The sequence below is a fragment of the Nitrospiraceae bacterium genome, assembly GCA_019637075.1.
GTDB lineage: Bacteria > Nitrospirota > Nitrospiria > Nitrospirales > Nitrospiraceae > JAHBWI01.
In genome coordinates, this window is sequence record JAHBWI010000002.1 from 196,090 (window position 1) to 219,592 (window position 23,503).

22 protein-coding genes are annotated in these 23,503 nt (G+C 60.9%); 18 read left to right on the plus strand and 4 right to left on the minus strand.

Going from position 1 to position 23,503, the window contains the following annotated elements:
* The first annotated feature begins 201 nt into the window (after positions 1-201).
* A complete protein-coding gene (locus tag KF814_05135) occupies positions 202-2,532 on the plus strand; it encodes a caspase family protein (GenBank protein ID MBX3235514.1) in 2,331 nt (776 codons plus the stop codon).
* A 37-nt stretch (positions 2,533-2,569) separates the two neighbouring features.
* Here KF814_05135 and KF814_05140 read toward each other — a convergent pair whose 3' ends face one another.
* From KF814_05140 to KF814_05150, 3 genes are all read right to left on the minus strand, one after another.
* Positions 2,570-2,908, minus strand: coding sequence for a hypothetical protein (locus KF814_05140; protein MBX3235515.1), 339 nt, complete (start codon positions 2,906-2,908; stop codon positions 2,570-2,572).
* 61 nt (positions 2,909-2,969) lie between these two features.
* Positions 2,970-3,815 (minus strand): hypothetical protein, encoded by an 846-nt coding sequence (locus KF814_05145; GenBank protein ID MBX3235516.1) that lies wholly within the window; start codon positions 3,813-3,815, stop codon positions 2,970-2,972.
* A gap of 33 nt (positions 3,816-3,848) precedes the next feature.
* Positions 3,849-5,474 (minus strand): caspase family protein, encoded by a 1,626-nt coding sequence (locus KF814_05150; protein ID MBX3235517.1) that lies wholly within the window; start codon positions 5,472-5,474, stop codon positions 3,849-3,851.
* A gap of 243 nt (positions 5,475-5,717) precedes the next feature.
* Between KF814_05150 and KF814_05155 the strand changes: the two genes are divergently transcribed.
* The 12 genes from KF814_05155 (at position 5,718) to KF814_05210 (ending at position 18,922) form a co-directional block, all read left to right on the plus strand.
* Complete coding sequence (locus KF814_05155) at positions 5,718-8,813, plus strand: caspase family protein (GenBank protein MBX3235518.1); 3,096 nt, start codon at positions 5,718-5,720, stop codon at positions 8,811-8,813.
* 69 nt (positions 8,814-8,882) lie between these two features.
* Complete coding sequence (locus KF814_05160; GenBank protein ID MBX3235519.1) at positions 8,883-9,878, plus strand: beta-propeller fold lactonase family protein; 996 nt, start codon at positions 8,883-8,885, stop codon at positions 9,876-9,878.
* 91 nt (positions 9,879-9,969) lie between these two features.
* Positions 9,970-10,611 carry a FecR domain-containing protein gene (locus tag KF814_05165; protein MBX3235520.1) on the plus strand — a complete coding sequence of 214 codons (642 nt, stop codon included), beginning with the start codon at positions 9,970-9,972 and terminating at the stop codon, positions 10,609-10,611.
* Between the two features lie 75 nt (positions 10,612-10,686).
* Positions 10,687-12,324 (plus strand): apolipoprotein N-acyltransferase, encoded by a 1,638-nt coding sequence (lnt, locus tag KF814_05170; protein MBX3235521.1) that lies wholly within the window; start codon positions 10,687-10,689, stop codon positions 12,322-12,324.
* Positions 12,325-12,385: 61 nt separating this feature from the next.
* On the plus strand, positions 12,386-13,378 hold the full coding sequence (locus KF814_05175; protein MBX3235522.1) for a hypothetical protein: 993 nt from the start codon (positions 12,386-12,388) through the stop codon (positions 13,376-13,378).
* 97 nt (positions 13,379-13,475) lie between these two features.
* Positions 13,476-14,666: a hypothetical protein gene (locus KF814_05180; protein ID MBX3235523.1), complete on the plus strand. Its 1,191-nt coding sequence runs from the start codon at positions 13,476-13,478 to the stop codon at positions 14,664-14,666.
* Between the two features lie 122 nt (positions 14,667-14,788).
* Positions 14,789-15,490 (plus strand): hypothetical protein, encoded by a 702-nt coding sequence (locus KF814_05185; protein ID MBX3235524.1) that lies wholly within the window; start codon positions 14,789-14,791, stop codon positions 15,488-15,490.
* A 24-nt stretch (positions 15,491-15,514) separates the two neighbouring features.
* On the plus strand, positions 15,515-15,679 hold the full coding sequence (locus KF814_05190; protein MBX3235525.1) for a hypothetical protein: 165 nt from the start codon (positions 15,515-15,517) through the stop codon (positions 15,677-15,679).
* A gap of 577 nt (positions 15,680-16,256) precedes the next feature.
* Positions 16,257-17,012, plus strand: coding sequence for a DsbA family protein (locus KF814_05195; protein MBX3235526.1), 756 nt, complete (start codon positions 16,257-16,259; stop codon positions 17,010-17,012).
* A gap of 45 nt (positions 17,013-17,057) precedes the next feature.
* Entirely contained in the window at positions 17,058-18,056 is a 999-nt protein-coding gene (locus KF814_05200; GenBank protein MBX3235527.1) for a hypothetical protein, read from the plus strand.
* 78 nt (positions 18,057-18,134) lie between these two features.
* Positions 18,135-18,527, plus strand: a complete 393-nt coding sequence (locus KF814_05205) for a hypothetical protein (GenBank protein MBX3235528.1) — start codon at positions 18,135-18,137, stop codon at positions 18,525-18,527.
* Between the two features lie 62 nt (positions 18,528-18,589).
* Positions 18,590-18,922: a hypothetical protein gene (locus KF814_05210; protein ID MBX3235529.1), complete on the plus strand. Its 333-nt coding sequence runs from the start codon at positions 18,590-18,592 to the stop codon at positions 18,920-18,922.
* A gap of 804 nt (positions 18,923-19,726) precedes the next feature.
* On the opposite strand, the gene KF814_05215 is transcribed toward KF814_05210, so the two are convergent.
* Positions 19,727-19,969 (minus strand): hypothetical protein, encoded by a 243-nt coding sequence (locus tag KF814_05215; protein MBX3235530.1) that lies wholly within the window; start codon positions 19,967-19,969, stop codon positions 19,727-19,729.
* Positions 19,970-20,052: 83 nt separating this feature from the next.
* On the opposite strand from KF814_05215, the gene KF814_05220 reads away from it, so the two are divergent.
* From KF814_05220 to KF814_05240, 5 genes are all read left to right on the plus strand, one after another.
* Positions 20,053-20,544 carry a hypothetical protein gene (locus KF814_05220; GenBank protein MBX3235531.1) on the plus strand — a complete coding sequence of 164 codons (492 nt, stop codon included), beginning with the start codon at positions 20,053-20,055 and terminating at the stop codon, positions 20,542-20,544.
* A 46-nt stretch (positions 20,545-20,590) separates the two neighbouring features.
* Complete coding sequence (locus KF814_05225) at positions 20,591-21,022, plus strand: hypothetical protein (GenBank protein MBX3235532.1); 432 nt, start codon at positions 20,591-20,593, stop codon at positions 21,020-21,022.
* Between the two features lie 17 nt (positions 21,023-21,039).
* A complete protein-coding gene (locus tag KF814_05230) occupies positions 21,040-22,143 on the plus strand; it encodes a hypothetical protein (GenBank protein ID MBX3235533.1) in 1,104 nt (367 codons plus the stop codon).
* A 215-nt stretch (positions 22,144-22,358) separates the two neighbouring features.
* The gene (locus KF814_05235; GenBank protein ID MBX3235534.1) at positions 22,359-22,886 is read left to right on the plus strand and encodes a hypothetical protein; all 528 of its coding nucleotides are present in this window, start codon (positions 22,359-22,361) and stop codon (positions 22,884-22,886) included.
* 48 nt (positions 22,887-22,934) lie between these two features.
* A complete protein-coding gene (locus KF814_05240; protein MBX3235535.1) occupies positions 22,935-23,435 on the plus strand; it encodes a hypothetical protein in 501 nt (166 codons plus the stop codon).
* The last annotated feature ends 68 nt before the right edge of the window (positions 23,436-23,503 follow it).

Genomic DNA, 23,503 nt, shown 5'->3' on the forward strand with positions numbered 1-23,503 from the left:
TTGCTCCGGGACGCAGTACTTGCCGAGGCGCTCCCCGACGACTGCACTCCCGCTTGCCAGGCGATCACGAACATGAAATAGTGCGCCCCGGCGCCTGTTGGGCGCGATACTGCGGGCGCCAGTGTATCAAAGTCGGTCGCCTTCCGCCCAGTCCTTCGAGGCCTGACTCGGGCACGTGAAGGAAGGCCTCACAGATCATCCATGAAACTTGCCAGGCTCGTCGCCATCCTGCTCCTTTTACTTCTGATCACAGTGGCCTTCCCTGCTCCCGAGCAGGCGGCGGCCGAAACTCGACGAGCCCTCCTGATCGGCATCGATCGGTATGACCATGGGTTATCCTCGGAAGACCTTACCTTGGCAAAAGAACACGGGCGTCGGGTCTGGCCGAACCTTCAGGGGTCGGTCAACGATGCCACGGCCATCAGGGAAATTCTCATCAAACAGTTCAGCTTTGACGAACGTAACGTCGTCCTCCTGACCGACGAAGCCGCGACGAGATCACGCATCATTTCAGAGTTCAACCATCACTTGATTGATCGATCACAACCAGGTGATCATATCGTTCTCTTTTACGCAGGCCACGGCTCACGAGTTCGCAATTCAAACTCTCCGGAACTCGACAAAAAGGACGAGACCATCGTACCAGCGGATGCGAACCGCGGCGACGGTAGATCCACCATCGTCGATATCCGAGACAAGGAATGGGACCGCCTGTTCACGCGCGCGCTCGATAAGGGTCTCCGACTCACGGCCATTTTCGACAGTTGTCATAGCGGCTCCATCTCGCGTGGGGTGGCGCCCCATCAGGCGGGAGTCCGGTTCCTGGAGGAAGACGAGCGGGACGTCGCCCAGTTGATCGGACCGGAATCGCCCTCGCACCAGCCCGGACAAGAGCCGGAAAAGCGCGAGGGGGCCCTGGTCATCTCTGCCGCACAGGAAGACCAATTCGCCAGCGAAGCTGCGCTTCGGAGCGGCGAGAAGAAAGAATGGCACGGGGCCTTTACGCTCGCGTTGATGGATACCTTGCAGCATTTTCCCACCGACACCGCGGCCGAGCGGCTCTTCGATCGGGTGACGGCGAAACTGAAGGCCATGGGATTGCGTCAGGATCCCATCTTGGCAGGACTACCGGCTCGACGCCACGCGCCCCTTTTCGGCAACGCTCCGGTCGATGGTCCTCGTGAGTTGCACCTGAACGTGGTCCACACGGACGGAGCCGACGACATCGAACTGCAAGGCGGCCTGGCCCTCGGCTTGCGGCCCGGTACGGAACTGGTCCCCACTCATAGCGCCGGCGGCCCCCCGCTCCGGCTCCGCATTACTCAGGTGCGCGACCTCCTGCGGAGTCAGGCTGCGGTCATCCAGGGCAACTGGAAATCGATTCGATCCGGAGACGAATTTGAAGTGGTGCATTGGGGCAGCCTGCCGGAACGAACCCTCAAGATCTATATTCCGCCTCCAACAACGGATGAGACCTCAGTCCTGAATTTGTCGATCGAGCTGCGCCGGCACCTGACCGCTGCCGGCGCCACGTGGGTCGAGGATCCCGCCGAGCAGGCGATCACCCACTTGCTGGCGTGGACAGGCAAACAGTGGACGCTGACTGGCCCCACCGGTCCAGGCATCGCGCTCGGGCCCCAACCGGAAAGCGGATCCGTACTGGCACATCTTCCTATCGAGAAATCCACCGTTCGACTCTTCATGAACTTGCCGCCTTCCGCCAATCTGCGCAACATCTTGGTCCCGGTCGGGAGGGGCGGTGAAGGACGCGCTGAACTGACGCAGGAGCTGGACGACGCGGACTATCTATTAGTGGGGCGGGCAGCCGGCCCTCGAAGCGAGCACGCCTGGATGCTGCGAACGTTCACGTCAAATTCTCAATCGACGAAGACCTCCACGATTCCCCTCCCCGTCCGGACCGCCTGGGGGCATGCCCAGACACTCCGCAATCCCTGCACGGATGGCGGCTTGAAAGCCTGCCTTCCGCACTTGGCCAAGCTGTATCACTGGCTCAACGTGGAAAGCCCCGCGGATGATCGGCGTTTCCCCTATCGCTTGGGATTTGTCCCGCTTACACCCGCGCCACGATCACGGGACGATCAATTGCCGGAAGGGACCTATCAATTGGTCCTCGAATCGGACCAAGACACTATTGCGGCGTTGCAGGCCAATTGGGGAGTACAGGCCCGGTATGTCTATGTGTTCGTGATCGACCAAGACGGCCGCTCTACGCTCCTGTTCCCCAACGACGCAAGCAAGGAGCGGGAACACCTGCTGCCGCAACTCGGCGCGAATGCGCCACCGGCCAAGGACTTGGTCCGCGTGTCGATGGGGGAAAGCGCCGTGATCCAAGTGCACGCGCCCTTCGGCAACGACACCTATGTGATGCTGAGTTCGAACCGGGAAATCCCGCGCGTCAAAGAATTGGTCGAAGCGGATGCCGTCGATTCGAGCGCGCGTCGGATGAGGGGACAAACCGATTGGTCGATCAGCAGACGCTTTCTGCAAAGCGTCCCGGCTACCTCGCGATGAGGGCGCGCCGATCGCGCGCCCTCATCTGAACCGCCGCCTAGAACGCCGGCCCCACGAATGGAATCGGTTTGACCACGGCCGTCGCCCTGCGGGCGGGCAACGAAGTCTGGTCCCGGCAGCCCGGCGCCTGGCCGCGAGCCACCTGAGCCTCCCACAACAGCTGATATTCGCGTTCCGTGATGTCGCCGCGAAGCCGTTTGTCGTCCAACTCACGGAGCACGCGAAGATCCTGATTCAGTTGATCCACGGCCACGTCTTCCGTTTTCGTCGACCGTTCCGCAGGCAGGCAAGGTGTTGCCGCCTCGACCGGCTGTGCAGCAAACCCAACCAGACACCCCAATACGATCGTCATGACACCAGCCGTCATCCGTGCCATCTGCGCATCCCTTTCTCGTGAGACTTCCTGGCCGCCAGACACCAACACCGCCAACCCAGGATTAGAAACGAGCAACAATCTGGAATGTCGGTCCCCACGTAATGTCGTTGTTCGCCAGTGGGGAATTGTTGATGTTGATGATCTGAGCGCGGAACCCGCCCTGAATTGCGGAACCGATTGTGCCCATCTTGGTCTTCAGGCTCGGGCCATCGACCGACAACCCAACTTCCGCCGCATAGCCCTGGGCACCGTTGGCCACCACCCGACCAGGGCCGACTCCGGTTCCCGCTTGGTTGGTCTTCTCATCGAAGAATCCCATGGAAAAGTTACCGTAGGCCTTCACCGGTCCACCGACCGTTCCGGACCCATACATACCGACGACCGGTCCGCTGATCCAGACCGAGCTGTGAGCCGGGCCGGTGATGGTGAGAAACTGGCTGCTGAACCGCTGCTGCATATGATAGTAGCCGCCGAAGATCCCGAACCCCCGCCAAATCGCAAGCGTGCCCACGACCGAGTAGTCACGCCGGATAGCCGAAGTCACATCCGTCGGGCCCAGGCCGAACGAGGAGAAATCGAACCCTCCGGCCTGCAACCAGGTAAAGTTCACACCGAGGCTATGGAGGAATTCATCGTCACGCAGCCGGACGGACCCGGTGATGCTCGGTCCGGTCAAGGTTGTCGTGTCCGAGGTCCTAGTCGAGTTGATGGCGCCGACCGATCCGGCTGCCTGCCATTTCGCCACCCAAAATTTCCAGCCCACATCCAGGGAAAACCGGTCGCCGAAAAGTCCATGGCTCGGCTCGTCAGGGGCCGGTTCCGCCGCTGAGGCACTTCCGCCGAACACCCCCATCGCCAGGACGCCGATGACCACCATCCCACAACCCACCTGTCTCCAGCTCTTCATGCACTGCCTCCTTCACGCGTGTGAGCGAGCTAGCTAGAATCCCCCGACAAAGGGGGCTCTCTTGCTCTTCTCCGGTTTACTCTCGGGCTGGGGCTCGATACCCCGCACCCGCTCTTGATTCGCCAATCGCTCCGCTTCCTGTCGTTTGGATTGTTCCTGTTCCAACGCCTTCTTGGTCTCCGTTTCACGTTGGCGTTGCTCCGCCAACTGTCGCTCGAGCAACACCCGCTGCCGCCGCTCCTCGGCCAATTTGCGCTGCGTTTCCACCTCCACTTCACGCTGATCCCTCGCCGCCTGCTGCTTGGCGGCCTGCTCGGCCGCTTCTCCGCCCTTTCGCGCCTCGGCCGCTTGACGCTCCGCCTCCACTCGCTGGCGATGCTCCTCTTCCAGTTGCCGCTTCACATCCGCTTCATCCCGGCGTTGCTTCTCGAGCTGCCGTTCGAGTTCCAGTAGATGCGCGCGCTCCTTCTCCAACTTGTCCTTCGCCTCAAGTTCCAGCCGACGCCGCTCCTCCGCCAGCCGATCCAGCTCCTGCTTCAGATCGTCGCGGACCTGCTCGCGCGCGCGGCGCAGAGATTCTTCCGCCTGTTTGCCCTGCTCCTCCAATCCACGCGCGAGAGAGGACAACTGGAGCACGAATTGCCCGCCTTCATCGTTGGCTCCCTGCAGCGGCTGGCTGCGCGGCATCTGCTCGGCATTGCGCGCGACCAACGGAATGACGTGGTCCGCGATGCGGCTGGGCACCAGATAGGGCTCATCGTTCTCATTGAGGAATTTAATCAGGTGGTAGGCAAACACACTGTGCCCATCCTTGCCCTGATCGGCCACCGGCTCGGTGCTCCCGGACGTGAGCCCCCAACGGGACCGCTTCGCATAGAGTTTGGCGTAGTATCGGTCTCCCATCGGAGGAATGATCGCGCGGGTTTGCGCGAACAGATTGCCGCTGAAGCATGAATCCGCAATCACATAGACATGACGCGCTCGCATTGCCGCAACATAGTTGCGAATGGCCGCATCGAGGATCCAGGTGCCCGGTTCCTCCAGGCTCGCTTCCACCGGCACCCACCAGGCCAATTGATTGTCGTCGCTGTACTGGCCATGCCCGGCGTAATAGATGAGGACGCTGTCGTTTGGGCCGGCTTCCTTTGCCAATTTGACGAATGCCCCTTCGATACGGCTTCGCGTCGCGTCTCCGTTAATGAGGAACCTGACCCTGTCCGCTTTGAAGCCGTACCGATCCATCAGCACTCGGCGGATGGCGCTCGCATCCGAAACGGCGGTTTTCAGTTTTGGGGCAGCCTGGTATTCGTCGATTCCGATGATGAGCGCCCAATACTCGCCTTCGAGCGTCACCTCACCGGGGATGGCTTTGACGGCAGGGCTGGCACCGCGGGACGCGGCTTGGACGAAATCGGGAAGGAACGCCCCAAACGGGCAGACGACAAGAGCCGTCATGATCCAGAGACCCAATCGCGCAAACAAATTGGGAATCGACTCCCCCATCGTCGTACGTCCTACTACGAGGAATGACTGAGGTTTGGGAGTGTACAACAGGCCCCCGCCGCTTTCAATCGCGTAGGTACGGATTCGCTGACCGTCGCCGCTCTGGATGGGGCAGTCGGGGAAGCGATCGGGGAGGGATTGAGAACGATCTATCATTGTATGCGAGCGGACTTCCTTCCGGCAAGACCGAGCCCCTCAAATGCTTGCATTGACCTCGAACTCTGTCCTGCTCCGATTGACATTTCTTCAACCTGAAAAATAGACTACGCCGTCTTACGTGTTCAGTTGAACCTTCGAGTTCGAGGCGTCGACGAACAGTTCGAAGGTGGGACGGGATATCAAGTCATTGGCAGGGCCCCGCTCTTGGGCGTCCGGGAAGTCGGGATGAAGGTTCGCCCTATGCGCACAGCTCTGGTTCTTGCCAGTGTGGCATGGGTACTACTTGCGTGGGCGTCAGGCCCGGCTTGGTCGGACCAGACCGAAACAGCCCCTCGAGTACTCAACGGCCACGCGAGCGAGATTCTCGCCGTTGCGTTCTCCCCCAACGGACGCCTGCTTGCCACCGCCGGAACGGATCAAACCATTCGACTTTGGGACCCGGAAACCGGGCGGGACCTCAAGGTCCTCCGCGGGCACATGGGAGCCGTCTACGCCCTCACCTTCTCCCCGGACGGCAAGTTCCTAGCCTCGGGAAGCGCTGACACCTCTGTACGGATCTGGGATCTCGGCTCCGGACAGGAAGTCCGCGCGGTAACCTCCACCTTCGGCGCCGTGCGCGCCCTAGCCTTTTCCGGCGACGGCAAGATGCTGGCCAGCGGAGGCAACGACGGCAGCCTGCGCTTTTGGGATGCCGCGAGCGGCAAGGAACTCAAGTCCATACGCGGCCAATTCGGCGTGGTCTACGGCATCGTGTTCTCGCCGAACGGCAAGTTGGTGGCCACCGGCAGCAGCGATATGCAGATCCATCTCTGGGACCTGGCCACGGGGCTGCAACGCAGCGCCCTCACCGGCCACACCGGTGCCGTTCATGCTCTGGCGTTTGCACCGGGCAGTCACCTCCTCGGGAGCGCCTCCGCGGACGGCACGATCCGCCTGTGGGATATCGACGCCGGCCAGGAACGCGTCATGCTGACCGGCCACGCGGGTGACATTTTCGGAATCGCCTTTTCGACGGATGGGCGTTCCCTCGTCTCCGGCGGGGCGGACGGCACCGTGCGCCTGTGGGACGCCACGACCGGACGTGAGCGGCACCGCCTGGCCGGCCACAAGGGTCCGGTCCGCGCCGTCGCGATCTCTCCCAACGGCACTGTGGTCGCCAGCGGCGGCCGCGACAAGACCGCGCGTCTGCAACCGAGCGTCCCGGCCACCATCACCGCCGACTTGGCCGACAAGATCAAACAGCGCGGGAACGAGATAGGCGCCGCTCCCTCGCCGCCGCCGCTGCCGGAAGCGGAGCTGTCGATTAGGCCGATGGAACTCGTCGCAGGCCAGCCGGTTACCCTCACACTGTCGGTAACCAACAAAGGCAAGGGCCCCCTCTATCAATTCCAGGCCCGCACGAAAAGCGACGACCCCGCCTTGAACGGGTTGCTGTTTTACTTCGGAAAAATTGATCCGGGTCAAACGCTGGACGACGCCGTAACTCTCCCGCTCCCGGCCGACCGGCCCGACGGTTCCATTCCGGTTGCGCTGGAATTCGATGAATACAACGGCTTCATCCCGAATCCGCTGCAAGCGGCCCTCAGCCTGAAGGGGCAACCGCGTCCCCGCTTCGCCTATACCCACCAGTTGCTGGACGATGGCAGCGGCCAGTCGGTCGGCAACGGAGACGGCCGCATTCAAAAAGGCGAAGCCATCGACCTCTTGCTCACGGTCAAGAACGTCGGTCCGGTCGTAGCCCAACAGACGACGATCGAACTGAGCCTGCCCGGTTCGCGAGATGCACGTCTCAGCCAGACAACCCTGGAGCTCGGCCCGCTTAGTCCGGATGAAACCAAAACGGCCCGCGTGAATCTGATCGTGGCACGTGACATCAAGGCCGAAGAATTGTCGCTCCGCCTTTACATTCGCGAACGCGGCCTGAACGTCACGCTGGACGAACAACTCAAGCTCGCGGTCGACCACCGGCCGTCCCCGCAGATCGTCGCCACCAACAAACTGGTGGCCGTGAGCGAACCCTCGGCGAAGATCCACAGCGGCGCGGGCCCCGACACCTCCGTGATTGCCTCGGCTGCCAAGGACCAGGGACTGGCCGTCACGGGCGAGCTTGGCGACTGGTGGCGCGTCCAGATTTCCCCGAAGGAAACCGGCTGGATCGCCAAACACGACGCGCGTGAACCGGCTGAGTCGGCCAAAGGTGACATGCCGATCCCGTCCATCGCCGGCGCGCCGGTCGTGAAGCTGTTCCAGAATGCTCCCCCGGTCATCGCTCTTGCTTCGCCATCCGATGGAGCGGATGTGACGGTGGACAGGATCCTGCTCGCCGGAGCCGCCGCCAGCGAGCGTGGCATCGCGCGGGTGGAGATTCGGGTCAACGGCCAGCTCCTCACGCAGCGCGAAGCCCGTGGGATCGCCGTCAAACCGGACGTTCCGACGGCACAGCCGAACCTCGAGTTTTCGGAACGACTCACGTTAAAGGAAGGCAAGAACGAGATCGTGGTCTCTGCCATCGATCGGGATAACTTGTCGGCGCAAAAGGTCATCACCGTGATGCGTCAGGTGGATCGCGCCAAAGTCTGGGCCGTGGTCATCGGCATCTCGAAATATAAGACGGTCCATCCGCTGCGCTACGCGGACGTGGATGCCCAGGCCTTCTACGACTACCTCATGCGCAATGTCGGCGTCCCGCCGGAGAATGCCACGCTGCTGTTGAACGAGCAGGCCACCCTGATGAATCTCAAACGGACGCTCGGGACGGACTTGAAACGGAAGGCCGCGGAGAAGGACACGGTCATCATTTACTACGCAGGCCATGGAGCGCCGGAGGCGGATGCCTCCGCCTCGGATGACGATGGTCTCGAAAAGTACATCGTCCCCTACGACGCGGACCCGAAAGATCTGTATTCAACCGGTCTACCGATGCGGGAAGTCGAAACGATCTTCAACCGGCTCGCGCCAGAACGGGTCATCTTCATCAGCGACTCCTGCTACAGCGGCGCCACGGCCGGCCGCACCTTCGCCACGGCCTCGCGCCGCGCCGTCGTGTCGGAATCGTTCCTGAGCCGCCTTTCCAAAGGCAAAGGTCGCATCGTGCTCAGCGCCAGCAAGGCCAGCGAGGTCAGTGAGGAACGGGAAGACCTGGGGCACGGTGTCTTCACCTACTATTTGCTCGAAGGCTTACGCGGTCAGGCGGACACGGACCGCGACGGCATGATCACCGTCGACGAAGCTTACGGCTACGTGTCGAAGAAGGTGCCGGAAGTGACCGGTCAGAATCAGCACCCGGTCAAGAAGGGCGAAGTGGAAGGACAGTTGATTCTCGGACAGGTGCGATAACGGGCCTCGTCATTCATAGTGAGACCCCCTTTATTCCGTCATGCTCATTGGACAGTAAGGAGGCTGCGTATGTCATCATCATGGTCCCGTATCGGCGTCGTCGCCATCGGCTTCATCGGCCTGGCCGGCTGCACCGAGGTCGAAACCGTCAAGGCGCCGATCGAAGTCCCGTCAAGAATCTATACCGCCAACGAAAGCTCGAACGATGTCTCGGTGATTGATGCGACCAGCTACACGCCGGTGGGCAGCATCGAGTCGAAGAATCAATCCACCCATGACATCGCGATCTCACGTGATGGCCGCCGCGTGTACGCCACCAACCTCGCCAGCGGCCGCCTCTCAGTCATGGACGCGGGCACAATGGAGACGATCGCTTCCATCTATACAGGACAACGCTGCCACGTGGTCGCCCTCACCAACGACAATAAACAGGCCTGGGTTGCCAACATCGGGGACAACAACATCTCGATCGTGGATACGGAGACGTTCCGTATCGTCGGCACGATTCCGACCGGCAAGGGCCCGACCGGCCTCACTTTTTCGCACGACGGCAAGTTCGCCTACGTCAGCACACAGGGAGACAAAACCGTCGACATCATCGACACCTCGACGCACCAGATCGTCAAATCGCTTTCCGTCGGGGCAAATCCCCACTTCCTGGTCGTCGGTCCGAAGGGCTACATTTGGGGCACGAACACCGGAGGCACCGACATCTACGTGATCGATCCCGCGACGCAAGATATCGCCGGGACCTTGGAGGTCGGCGCAAAGCCGCAGCAGATCGCCTTCGGCTTCAAGGGCATGCAGGGTCCGAACGTCTACGTGACCGTCGGCGGAACGAACAAGGTCGCGGTCGTCCCGGCAGATCCCAAGAACCTCAAGGTGCTTGAAGAAATCTCCGTGGGTGACGGCCCCAACGGCATTTGGGCAAACCCCGAGGGCACGCGCATTTTTGTCGGACATGACAAGGGCAACGAGGTGCGAGTGATCGACACGGGCACCGGCCAGAACATCGCCACCGTGCCGGTCGGTCGCAAGCCGATTCGAGTGGTCGTGTCGAGGTAGACGAAGATCCCAGGGCCGTTGGCATATCGCCAAGACGCGAAACAGTCTTGACCAAACGCGAGAACACAGAATTCTGAGTGCGGAGGATGACATGACGCAATCGTTCATTACGAGGACACTGACCATAGCAGCCATCATCGGCGCGACAAGCCTGCCGGCATTTGCTGCGAATGCTCCGGTGGGATGGGCCGTCAACGCCATCGGCACCTTGACGATCATTCGCGCCGACGGCGTCCAAGAGCAGTTGCAGGGCCGGAAAACGATGCCGCTCTTCGAGGGCGACGTCCTCAAGACCGACGCCTCGAGCCAGGCCTATATTCAACTCAAACAAGGCGTGAACGTGGCACTGAACGAAGAAACCACGTTCAAGATCATCTCGCGTTGGCAGAAGGACAAGCCGACGACATGGATTCTCCGCCTGAGCCAAGGGGAGGTATGGGCAAAGACGGCGGGTGACGGGCCGAAGGCCTTCGAGGTCGAGACCCCGGTGGCCACGGCGGCGGTGAAGGAAACGGAGTTCAATCTCAAAGTCCAACCCGACGGCCAGAGCATCCTGACGGTCATCGAAGGCGTCGTTCAATTCGGCACCGCCTTCGGAACCTGCCCGATCCGAACCAACACGATCAGTTATGGCGTGCGGGGCAAGAAGTGCACGAAACCGGCGGAAAGCGACGGCAATGCGACCAAAGCCTGGACGAACCAGCTGATCCCGCCGTCGGCGACACCGCAATAGCGCAATGAACCTTCGCCGACCGTCGGCAGACTCACCTGAGGCGGGTGAATAGGCCGACGGGAGGAGGGAGTCGGGATGACGGCACATCAACGTCAGCGCGTGGCTGACCGGGGCACACGCGTCCTGCTGGCACTGCTTTCTGCGGCGCTGCTGGCCCTCTCTCTCCCCTCCCCGGATATCGGCTGGCTGGGCTGGTGCGCCCTCGTCCCGCTTCTCCTGGCAACGCAAGGACTCAGGCCCGGCCAGGCGGCCGTACACGGACTGCTGACCGGAATCGTCGCCGGCTTCGGCATCTATGGCTGGTTGTTCGAAGTCCCCAGTTTCGACCTGCGTCATGCCGTTCTGCTGGCCCTCTACGTCGGGGCCTATCCGGCGATCTGGGCCTTCGCCACCGCCTGGGCACTGCGGCGCAATTTCCCCCTGCTTCTCTCTGCGCCTGTTCTTTGGCTGGTATTCGACTACCTCCGCGGGCACGCGGGATTCCTCGCACTTCCCTGGGGCACCTTGGCCCAAACACAACATCGCAACCTCCCCCTGCTTCAGATCGCGAGCGTGATCGGCGAGCATGGCGTCACGTTTCTGGTCGCGTTGGGCAATGCCGCACTGGCGGCCTTTTGCCTGAAGCAGGAGCGACGCCCAGCCATGGTCGCTGCATTGGTTCTCGTCACTGTCCATGTGTGGGGCGCTGCCGAACTGTTCTCTCCCGCGTCCGGTCAATCCATCACGGTCGCGGCGATTCAACCGAATATTCACATCGGCGAACGTGCGACCGAAGCCGGGCGCACTGCCAACCTGGCACGACTCGAACGATTGACCAGAGAGGTGGCATCGTCACATCCGAACCTCATCGTCTGGCCGGAAAGCGCAATCCCAGGCGACCTGTCCGATCCGGCGCTGCTCGATCGTCTCCGGCAATTGAGCCATGAAACCGGCGTGCCGCTGGTTCTCGGAGCTGCCGAGGTGGAAAAATTCGCCACAGGAGACAGCCTGCTCAGCATCGGACGGCGCGCGTTCAACAGCGCCCATCTGTTGCAGCCGGACGGCTCCGCCTCGCCACCCTATCGCAAGCGCATGCTGGTGCCGTTTGCCGAATATGTGCCGCATGCCGACGTCATCCCTTGGCCCGAGTGGCTCGCCCCGCGGGTGACCGAATTGACTGCCGGTGACAGTGGTCGGCTGTTTACGATCGCGCCGCAGATTTCCGTCGCCGCATTAATCTGTTGGGAAAATCTCTTCTCACACCTCGCCCGGGAATCCGTCAACGGCGGGGCACAGCTTCTGGTGCAACTGACGAACGACGTCTGGTTCGGCCCCACGGCTGCCCCCCGGCAACACAATCTCATGTCCGTCATGCGAGCCGTAGAAAATCGTGTGCCGGTCGTGATCGCGTCGAACGCGGGCCCCTCACAACTCATCGATGGGTATGGCCGGGTGGTCGCCGCCACATCGAACGTCTTTCAGGAATCGGCCATCACAGGTGCCGTGGCCCTCGGGGGAGGAGGCACCGTCTACTCCAAGACCGGGGATTGGTTCGTTCTGCTCATGCCCGCCGGTGCATTCTGCACGTATGTCCTCCTGAAGCGGGTACACCCGAGTCGATATGCGAACCGGAACTCGTTCCCTTGGATCAGGGGCGCCCCCGCATCCCTTGTGATCGCTTCCATGCTTGGACGAAGCAGGCGCGTCCTGGGACGGACGACTCCGGAGGGGTAACCATACGAGACTAGGCTCCATCACTCAATCACGAGAAGGAAGGATCTTCACCCAGAGATACATGTGGGGCGCGTTGTTGTTCGTGCTGTCCGCCATTGCCGGGGATGCCGGCGCTGCTGGCGTCGTTGTGAGGATCTATCCGATGACGACGGTCAGCTGCCATCTGGATTCCATTCAAGCGAAGTTCACAGCGGCGAAGTCCACCTATCGCATGACCGGACGGTGCGATCAGCAGCTCAAGTATGAGGACCATGTGGAAGTGATCCCCATTCCTTGGACTTCAGAAGGAAGCTATGCCCCTGGGCAAGGCAAGGTGGCAGAAGCGATCCAACTAAACGGGAACCCGCCGCTTCGGGGAAAAATCGAAACCAGGCTTGGTTGCGTGGAAGATCCCTGGCTGGTGACGGGCAAAGCCGCCTGCACCCAGCCGGTCTTCTCTTCCACCGGAGATGTGCAAAGTCTCGATTACATCGTCTCCTACCTGCGGAACGGCTTCGAACAGACGTTGAAACCCAACACCACCGGGTTCTCTTATGATCGGGCGGCTCTGGTGGCCCAACGACCAAGAGATCTCCAGGCGGAACAACTGGCCCTTGCCGAGGCGGCAGAGACCGCGCGACAAAAACAGAACCAGCGACTGCAACAGGGTATTCAGCCGGGTCCCGCAGTGATCGCTCCCGTCGTGTTGTCACCGGCGGCAGGAGCGCTCTACCTGCAAAACAACGCCGTTCCCATCAAACTGCTTCCTCCCAAGGGTATGACGGCAACCGGTTTCATCGTGAGGCTCGAACGGAGAGACGGCCTGGGAAATTGGGGGCTCGTCACAAATCTGCCCATCACCGCAGCCGAAGCCGGTTCGCCAACGGGCTACCTGGGATGGGGCACGCCAGGAAACGGCAGGGACCCTTCTCGCATGGTGTCTCTGCCTGGCACGTACCGCATCAGTGCCCAGGTGTCTTTACCCCGTCCAACCGGATGGAGTGTACCCACTGAATTTGTCGTGACCGCGACGAACAAAGCGATTCAGCGGGCGCCGAAGGCGTTCGGACCATGAGCGAGAGAATGCGAAGAAAGCATGCAGATCATCCCTGAATGAGAACGTGTTCGTCACGTGAAGCCAAATAGGTCGCGCACGAACTGAGGACGAGTGCATGAACGTCGACGCACAGGCCTTCGGTCACTCTGAAACCTTTGGCCGTTCAGGGCCGAGAATATGGGCCTATTCATCCTCACTTGCCCTGCTCGCGGCAACGACCCTGTTGCTCGCCTACCCTGCACCGGCCGATGAACCGGCCGTGGTCAGTCAACTCTCCATGGCCTGCGCGGTGGGCCAAGTGACCAGCTCGCATAAATCAGCAAGCTCCGACTACACCGTCACTGGAGCCTGCAACCTATTTGAAACCTCAAGAGGCAAAACCAGCCCCTACAACGCGTATGTCGTCGATTGGAGCGCGACCGGGAGCCACCAACCCAATACGAAAGCGACTTTTGAAACGATGACGCTCACGCTCGTTGAACTGGGGAAGGTCACCGGTATAGCGACGATTCACTCCACGATGCAATGCGGGTCCGACCCTTGGCGCATCGCACCCACCGGCCGCTGTCGCGCCATGACAAGACAGACGGCGCCTCCATCGTTAGCCGGCTACCTCTCCATGGCCTACCAACAATTGCTGCAGGACGCACCGAATCTGCCCCTGTCGTTCAAGCTCAATCCTGCCCAGCGGGCGGCGCTCGAGAAGCAGTACCAAATGAGTTTCGCAACACGTCAGAAGCCGGGATCGGTCGGCCCTCTCATGGACAAGCCGATGGGATCGCCGCTTTCACCTGCGAACCAAGCGGCTATCGGCGCCGCCACGAAAGTCGTTCCCGACTGGCCGGCGCTCACGGAGCCCAAACCGGGCGCCCGCGTGGTGCAAGGCCAATTCATGGTCAAGGCCACGCCCCCGGCAGTAGGCGGAGGCTTTGCCGCAGAGGTGGAGTTTACCTGGTTGGATGCGTCTGCCCTCAACCCATATGTGAACACATGGCCGCTGTCGATGGACCAGCTCACCAAAGGCATCATCGTACCGGGCGGAGTCACTCGCGGGCAGGCGGGCCGCTGGCAAGTGCGCGCGCGGGTCAGTAATCCGAACAAGGGCTCCTGGAGCATCCCGGTCCCGTTCGAACTCTTCTTGACCCAACCGACGCAGTCGCTCCAGACGCCGCAGCCACTGCGGCAATCACCCCAACAAGGACTGAGCGATACGACGCTGATCCGTCCGCGTGGGATCGACGAACAAGGCGCGGCTCAACGACACGAGCCCGTCGCTCGGCCAGACGAACCCGGCGCGCTACGATGATCGCGAACGCGCTCCGCCTGCTCGCATGAAAGGGAGACGGCCTTGATTGATTGTAAGGGCCCAACAGCCAGCTGCAGCGAGCTCCGAAACCGTTTCAACCGTACGGACGCAGGAGGCACAATATGATCTCGTCGTTGTTAGTCGGCATCGGGCTTTTTCTGTGGAGCCCGCTGCTGTTGCCTTCAGCAGCGCAGGCGAAGGGTGAACTTATCTCATTCAACGATCCCAATTGTTATGGCAGCGAACCGAAGAACGCCACCTTCGTCGCGACACGCTATACCTACGTCTTTACCGGTTCCTGCGACCTGGCGCAGACCAGACTGGCAATTAGAGTATCGGTGCCCTGGACCGGAGTCGGGACCTTCGACCCCGCGACCGGCCAAGCCGCCGAGGACATTATCGTCCCCGCCCCGAAGATCAGTGAACCCTCCCGCCCCTATGGTCGTTTCAAAGCGACCATGCACTGCAGCGTCGATCCCTGGCTGAATCCAACCGTCCAGTGCGACCAAATCGTACCGACAGTCGATGCGCCGTTGGATCGCACCGCACCCAACGCGCAAGGCTACAGGCCCGAGCCCCTGGCACCCAATATCGTCGACACCATACGGGCCAGGCGTCGCCCCTTCACATCGTTCATGAATCAAGATGCGGTCAATAGCCTGAATCGGCGATACGGCGCCTACCAGGCGCAGAGCAAACCCAATCCAGCGATCCGTCAATTCAAAAAGAATCCTGGGATTCTGGGACGAGGGATCGAGGGCCACGATCAACCCTCATCACCATCGAACGATCAGACTCCTGCTCAAAGCAGCACGAAGCCATGAACACGCATCGCGGAGGCGCAGCGCTTGCCGCTGCCGATACTTCCGATCCCCGTTGGCATGCACGGGCTCAATTACACGAATCTGTACGTCAAGAAGGGCGGCACGACGATCAAATTGTCGATGCAGGAAACCATCGGCGATGTAGAGAAGCTGAAACCGCTCGCGCAAAAGGCACTGCGCCGGTTCTGATATGAAATACCCGTATTGTCCCATAGCGTAGTTGACCCAGAGCCGTATGGCTGCGTATGCTCCAGTCCCGGCGGCCCGGTCCGCAAGCGCTTGTTCGGCGTGGCATGGCGAGGCCCAGCGTGATTCCCAGACTTGCCAAATCTTCTGTCTCGACCCGCAATCCTTTTGTTCGAAGAAAATCTTCGAACCTTCCCTCCTCTCGCTGCGACGTACCGAACATGAAGTCACGTTCCACATCCATCGCCGTAGCGGGCTTTTTATGGACCGCCTCTGCTGTGCTCGCATTGCCGGCCGCGGCAATGACCGCCAGCCAACCGAATGCGGCCGTCACTCCCGCGTCAGCCGTTCCGGTTCAACCGGATTGTGATGGGCAGCCGATTCGCGTCGCGCCCCTGACAAGAATGTGGAATCGAATGATGGGGCAAACGGATTCGGACGGGGCGAAACTCTGCCTGACATCCCCGGAGGAAGCGTCGACTACGGAACGAGTGCCACCTGCATTTCCAGAATACCGATCACGATACACGACCGTCACCGAACCAGCGGTGAACATACGACCCGATGCAAAGGAGGCCCGATGAATCTCCGCCGTTCTGCCAGTGTTGCCACTCTCTTCACCCTGATGTTGGGTTTGACCTCGCTGCCCGCTGTGGCCGCTGAGCCGGACCTCGATGCTGCGACGAAGCAATCCTTGGAACAAGCGATCGAGCAGTACATCCGCACCCATCCGGAGGTCATCGAACAGTCGTTGCAAGCGCTGGAGGCCAGACGCGAAGCGGAAGAACGGGCCAAGCAAAAGGCCGCGCTTGCGACGCATCAGCAGGAACTCGTCAGCGATCCATCCTCGCCCATCAGCGGCAATGCGTCCGGGAACATTACGCTCGTGGAGTTCTTCGACTACCGCTGCGGCTACTGCAAGCGGGCAGCAGGCGCCGTCACCCAATTGCAGAAGGAAGATTCCCGCGTGCGCGTCGTCTATAAGGATTTCCCCATTCTCGGCGAAGCCTCCGAGCTGGCCGCCAAAGCAGCCCTCGCGTCAAAAGCCCAAGGCAAGCATCAAGCCTTCCACGAGGCCTTGCTGGCTTCGAAAGGCGAGATGACGAAGGAATCGATCTTCGCGATCGCAAAGGAAGTCGGGCTCGACACGAATCGTCTCGACGCCGACATGCGCAACCCTGAATGGCAACAGGTCATCGAACGGAATCGCGCCCTGGCGCGCAGCCTCGGCATCAACGGGACACCGGGATTCATCGTCGGCACGGAATTGGTGCCTGGTGCTTTGGACTTGAACGGATTGAAAGAACTGATCGCGCGGGCGGGAAGCAAGCCATAACGGCTGAGGCCCTCACCGCCGACGGCGCACACAGCCTGGGGAACTATGCCACCGACTCGCTCACTCATGCTTCTGGCAGCGATCCTCGGCACCACGCTCGTCCCCCATGCTTGGGGCGGCGAAGACTTTACCATGCCGTACCAATGCAAGCCTCAGTTCCACGCTCAAGCGCAGTTCACGGAAACAACCGCCACCTACGATCTCCAAGGCATGTGCGCGTATGTGGACAGTGGTGGCAACGCTTCTTCTGTTTGGACGTTCTACGGCAAAGGAACCTTTACAGCTGGAACACCAACTGGAAAGGCAACCGAGCAATATACCTTCTCTTCTCCTCAGGGAAACAGCGAGATGTTGCTCAGCATGAACTGCTTCGGCGACCCATGGATCGATGGAGGAATCTGCGATCGCAACTCTTTGCGAATCGCGTGGAAAGGGCTGACCTTTCCCCCATTGATGGACCAGTTTTCTCCAAGCGGGCCGATCCCGCCGCCGTTCTCGGCCTCCTATTTGCGGCGCGATCCTCCGCGCATCCAAGCTTACAAGGCCCAGCGCCAAACCTATTTGACGCAATTGCAGCAGGAACGCCAAGCCAAGATCTCCGGACTACCCCAACAGGTTCCCGGCGCACTCGACCAGACCATCAATGCCCCCTACATGCCGACGATCCTGAGCCCGGCCGAAGGGGCGCAGTTTGTGCGAGGCGGCCCAATGCTGCTGATGGTCAGGGCTCCCGAAAAGGACACCTTGGGGAATCTGGTGCAGATCGAATTTCAGCTCTGCGTGTTCGACCAAGCGAAGAATGCCTGCAATTGGCTTTCGCAAGGCATCGAAGGGAAGGTGGCCGTGCCCGATCTTCTGGCGGGCACCTATCGGCTTCCCCCACGCATCGCCGACAAGCCCGGCACCTGGCGACTCCGGGTGCAACGCCCCGCTGATCCAGTGGCCAGGACGGCGGCCGGCTATCCCAGCGTCTGGCGCAGATTCGTCATCGTCGTGCCCGGAGGACAAACGGGGCCAAGCCGAGGGCCCGTGTTTGGGCGGTAGCCGGCGCCGGCGGAGTCTAAGTGCAGTCATGCATGAATCAACCGTGTCATCCAACCAATCAGAAGAGAGGAATCGACCATGAAGCACCGCTACGCCGTCGTCTTTTTGGGCCTGTCGATCATCGTCATGAGCACCGTCACTGAGCAGACATCGGCAAAACCTCGCATCAACGGCTGCACGGCACATCAGATTCAATCGAATCAGCCCGGCATTCAAGCCTGCGCAGACCGGATCGCGCGGGACATCGCCGTGGGCGGCGGCGCGCACACAGAAATGGTCTGTGTGGGGGATCAGGTCAATTGTTGTTCGAACGACAAGAACGGGAACACGATGTGCACCTTCGCCGGAACTGCGGCTCCGCGTGTGACCGCCCAGCCCGGCACATTGAATCCACCGCCGATCAAGCGCCGTGGCGTCGACGGCGGACAGCCTACGGAGTCGGCACCTGCGGGCGAAAGCGTAGCCAAGTAACAGGCCAGAAGTCGTGAAGCACCGGCGCAGTCACGTTGAGCGGCATAGCCAGGAGGTTCGCAATGATATTTCTCAGATCGTCCATTCTCATGGCGGTCGGCATCGTGATCATTGCAAGCTGGTCAGCTGAGGCAAAACCCAAAAGTCCACGGATGTGCGGAGGTGGCTGCACCTGCGAGCAGATCAGCAAACTGAAACAGACCAATCCCAACGCGTATCACCAATGCCTCGACAACAACATGACTGACCCGAGCGGCCGCAAATATTATTTCAGGTGCGACATCTCCGGCACTCCGCTCTGTTGCTCCAACAGCGGTACCGTCGAATCGTGCGACCTCGGCAGAACCGTGACACCGACACAACCGGGTCCACCGGCCAACATACCAAGACGGTAAGAGGCACCCTGATGTCCCAAGCCACTCAAAGACTGGTACACCTCCTCGTAGCCTGCGCCTGCATCGTGCTGATGTGTTGGGGACCCCCTGCGGTCCTGAGAGCAGGTGCTGGGGCAGACTCACCTCCAGCGTCCTCGACCACGGACCTCGGCAGCGACGTGCAGGAGCGCGGCCTCGCGCCACTCCTTCTTGAGAAGGCGCCGGGCGGACGGAAGGTATTACCCACACCGCCTGCACCGGCCGGAGGTCCGCCTCCGCAGCTCTGCCGCACAGAAACCAAAATGCTGACCCAATGTAAGTGCTTCACCGGAGCGGAATGTCAGCCGTTGACGACGTTGTTTCCCAACTCATGCCCGGTCGGCAGCACCCACTGCGAATTCGTGCCGATGAGCCGGGGCCCTATGCCGGCATTGCCGCCGAATCTTTGCGCGTACCAAGTCCCATTCCAGGTGACACACTGCTCCTGCCACAACCAGGCCGAGTGCCAGCTGTTGTCGCCGTTTTGCCCCGGCTCCTGCCCTCCCGGAAGCCAGAGCTGCGAGTGCACGCCGATGCAGAGACGATAGCGGTGCGATGAGATGGAACCGTGACTGAACGAGCTTGCGGGAAGCATGCGGAAGAGAAGGGTAAGGATTTACCGTCGCCGTGAGTGAAAGGAGAAGCATCCATGATGTACCAGCCGTCCGCCGTCTGGCTTAGCCTAGCCATTCTCATAGGGGCGATCGTTACAGAAACGGCTCATGCTGCGCCCAGGAGACCATCGAATAGCGCGTCCGCTTGTTCGATCTCTGGAGACAAATTCAATCAGCTGGCCGCCAAGAATCCGTCCGGTGCCCAAGCCTGCCGGAACATGGCGGACAACGCCCAGGCCACCGGAGGCTCCTTCTCCTTCATGTGCGATGGCGCGACCGGAGAAATCTCCTGCTGCAACGACGCCAGTTGCGTCTCGCTTGGGTCGGCGATGCGAGGCAAGTTGCCAACCATGAGGCCCGAGCAAATGCCGGGGGCCTTGCAGCAGATACCGCCTCCCTCGGGCAAGCCCGGCATGGCCGTTCCTCCCCGCGGCCAGACCATTCCGGCACCCGTTCGCTAAGGACAGTCCATTGCCTTGCGTCTGAAGGAGAACATCCATGAGCTTGCGCCGATCCCATAGCGTGCCATACAGCCTTATCGCGATATCGGTCCTGGCACTGGACTGGGGCATCGCCTCAACAGGCAATGCCGCCCCCATTCGCCAAGGGACCGGTGCCGATGCAACGTGCGAAGTGGTCAGCGTCGGCCAGTGGTATTGCACGATCGACGGAAAGGGCTACTACTGCGACACCAACAACAATCCGGATAAGAACAAGAACTGCCGGCCGGCGAGGATCGCGCCGACCGGACCGAAGGGGAACCTCAACCAGGGCATGCTGCGCAATCAGCAGATCATGCGGCGAGGCGTCGAAGGTGACGCAACGGCCACCGAGGGAGAGGCGGGCAAAGACAGCAGCGGCGACGTCAAAGAACGTAGCGTGAAACGGCCGACTCCTCGCCCTGCGCCACCGGTTCCGCCGAAAGGCCCGAACGATCCTCAAATCCCACCGATCGGCCCGGGGGGAACAGGGCCGACCATACCGAGATAAATCATTGCCTCACGTACTCAACACTCGCATAGAGATGGAGACCATCATGAATAGGAACATCTCTCGAGTCGGAGCCGTGGCGTTAGGGAGGACATCGATTATGAAAGGCCTCAACCACTTGATACTCCTCGTTGCTCTCGGCTCGGGCATCGGCGTCATGCGGATGCCGGCCGTCAGCCAGGCTGCACCCAATACCGGAAGCGGGCCCCAGAAGACCGAGAAGCAGTGCAAGGACGAACGCACCGCCTGCCTGCGGGGATGCGATCAACTCATCGACATCGACAACAACATCCAGCGATGCAAGGATCGCTGCACCGATGCCTATATCATCTGCACACCGGCACGACAGAATCCCGGCGGTTCCCTGCGGCCGCCGATGTATCCCGGCAAGAATGCGCCGATCCTCCGACGAGGGGTAGAAGGCGAGACGGCTCCGTCGGGGACAGAATCCACGACGCCCCAACCAGAGAGCAAGTGAGAACAAGGAGTACTCGCATGACCGTCGTCCGTTTCCCATCTGCTGCATGTCTGATTCTCGGGATGGCTTGCGGCATCCTGATTGAACTCCCGGCACAGGCCGCTCAACAATCCTTGGCCTCGTCGACCGCCGCGCAGGAAGAACAGGCAAGCTCGACTGTGAACGCCACGCCTGAAGGGGCAGCCGAGATCCAGGAACAGGCCGTGATACGCGACCATCAGGTGCAGCCAGAAAGTCCGTCCACGCTGATGACGCCGCCTCCCGTGACCGGCGAGATTCAAGAACGAGGCATCGCGGACAAGTTCCAAGGAGCAACGGCGAATACGTTTGTTCAAGCCCAATACCAAGCCCCCACCGCCAACTTGACCTTGGTGGCGAACGCATTGCGACTCGCCTACAAAAGCTTGAGCACCCTCGTCACTGTCGCCCCAAACCTTCCGGTGACTCAACCGGTGGAAATCAGTATCGGCTACTATTCCTCAGCCGGCAATGAGCGCATCACCCAGTCGTACGTGCGTGCCTCCGGCAACCGCTTTCTGCATAACGACAAGGAAGGCGACGGGAAGCCTCGCACCGTGACGATATCGATTTCTCTGCGTGAGCCCAAAGCTTCGGGAGGGTTCGAAACGTTTGCCGTGAACTGGCAAGCCCCGCTCGATCCGCTCTACGACGTCAGTATCGGGCCATTCGCCTTCGACCTGATCAGCAAATGCGATGCCGTCGGCAAAAGCGAAATCCTTTTCACCTGGTACGCGCCGGATCAGCAGTACCACAAGGTGAGATTCAGCACCCGCGCCGGAGCTCGCACCACCATCAGCCCGTTTGCCTGGGCCCGCCAGGAAGTGAGCTGGTCGCACAAGGTCTCGCGTCCGAGCGAAACGTTTTATGACGAGGACAACGCGGCGACGGAAATGTTATGGAACTGCCTCCCGGCCGGATGTGGATTTACCGTGGCCGCCGGTCCTTCCTCGCAGCACCTCCTTACAGGCACGACCGCCATCGTCAAAGGCAATCTGAAAGCGGTGAACGACAATTGTCAGGCCTATTATGAATACTCCATGACTAAGACGCTCCGATGGTATCCCTATCTCGATAGTCCAACCGTGCGCGACCATCGATGATAGGCAATATCGCCCCTTACGCGCGTGGAGAGGGAGCGTCGCGGCTGCAAGCTGATCCTGCAATGTGTCGACGGCCATTGCCGGTTACCGGCACGGGAGTTGCCATCGGAGTCCAAGAAGAAGTGAACCAGGAAGCGGCTTCATCCGACTGACCCGACAAGAAAGAGGGACTTCCTCGCACTGCACGTTATGCGATGACACTAACAGGAGGCACTATGTCACAGACACAGCAGATAAGACGCGCATGGCTGGCAGCCTTCGGGCTTTTTGCGTCCCTCGCGTGCTCCCTTGCATCCTCCGCCGCCGAGCTTGAAGGTCAACGTTGCGCTGAAGAGCCGTTGATCCAGCTGGCTGCTGCGGAGGACGCCCTGTCGTCCACAGGCGAAACCGCCCCATCAGGCGATGTGCAGGAACGAGCGGTTCCGAGAATGGGCCCTGGCGGAATGGCGCGGGGAGTGAAACCGGGCGCAGTAGAGGGCGCTATCCTGGAGAAAGGCCGGGTGCTCGTGCAGCCTGGATACGTGCTCCAGCCACAAGCCGATGGCTCCGTGATGGCCAGGAAACCCGGGGGCGGAAGCGGAGGCAGCAGCTTTTCCTGCTTTTGTGCGTTGGGAAGAGGGGGCTGCAAGATGGTTGTGCAGGGCGGTAGCGCCTGGTGCAGCAAGACCGCGGACAATCCCTGCAGCAACACCTGTGACATGAAGATTTCTAAATTTTCAGACGGCGGCATGATCATGCAATGAGCATGGTCAAGCACGCCACCATGCGGGGTGGGAAGGAGGCTCACATCAATGAGAGACTCATATGGATTTCGTCGATTCTTGAAGCTGTGCATTGTCACGATGCTTCTGCCGCTTTCGCAGGCCGCCATTGCCGCTCAACCGACCAGCGATGAAGCCTCTTGTAAAAACACGGAACTGGTGCTCGTCGCGGATGCCTCAGCGGGGCCGAGCGAAGGCACCAATCCGCCCGATGATGTGCAAGAACGGGCGGTTCCACGGATGGGTGCTCCCGGCATGCCCGTGCCGCAATTCGAAGGCGGTGTGTTGGAAGGCAATCGTCTGCGAATAAAGCCCGGCTTCACACTCGAACGGAAGCCGGATGGCACGGCCCTCCTGAGACCCTCAGGAGGGGGAAATGGCTTCAACATGTCCTGCCGATGCACAAAAACCGGAGGCTGTTTCATGCAAGCTGATTCCCATTCCGCCTGGTGCAGTCCGGATGGTTGTAAAGGCGACTGCCAGATGCGAGTCACGACCGGCATCGTATCGCCGGGAATGAGGATGCAGTAGCTCCTGAATTGGCGAGCCGGCCAATTCGAGGATTAGACACACGCACTCACTATACCTATCGGGAGGAC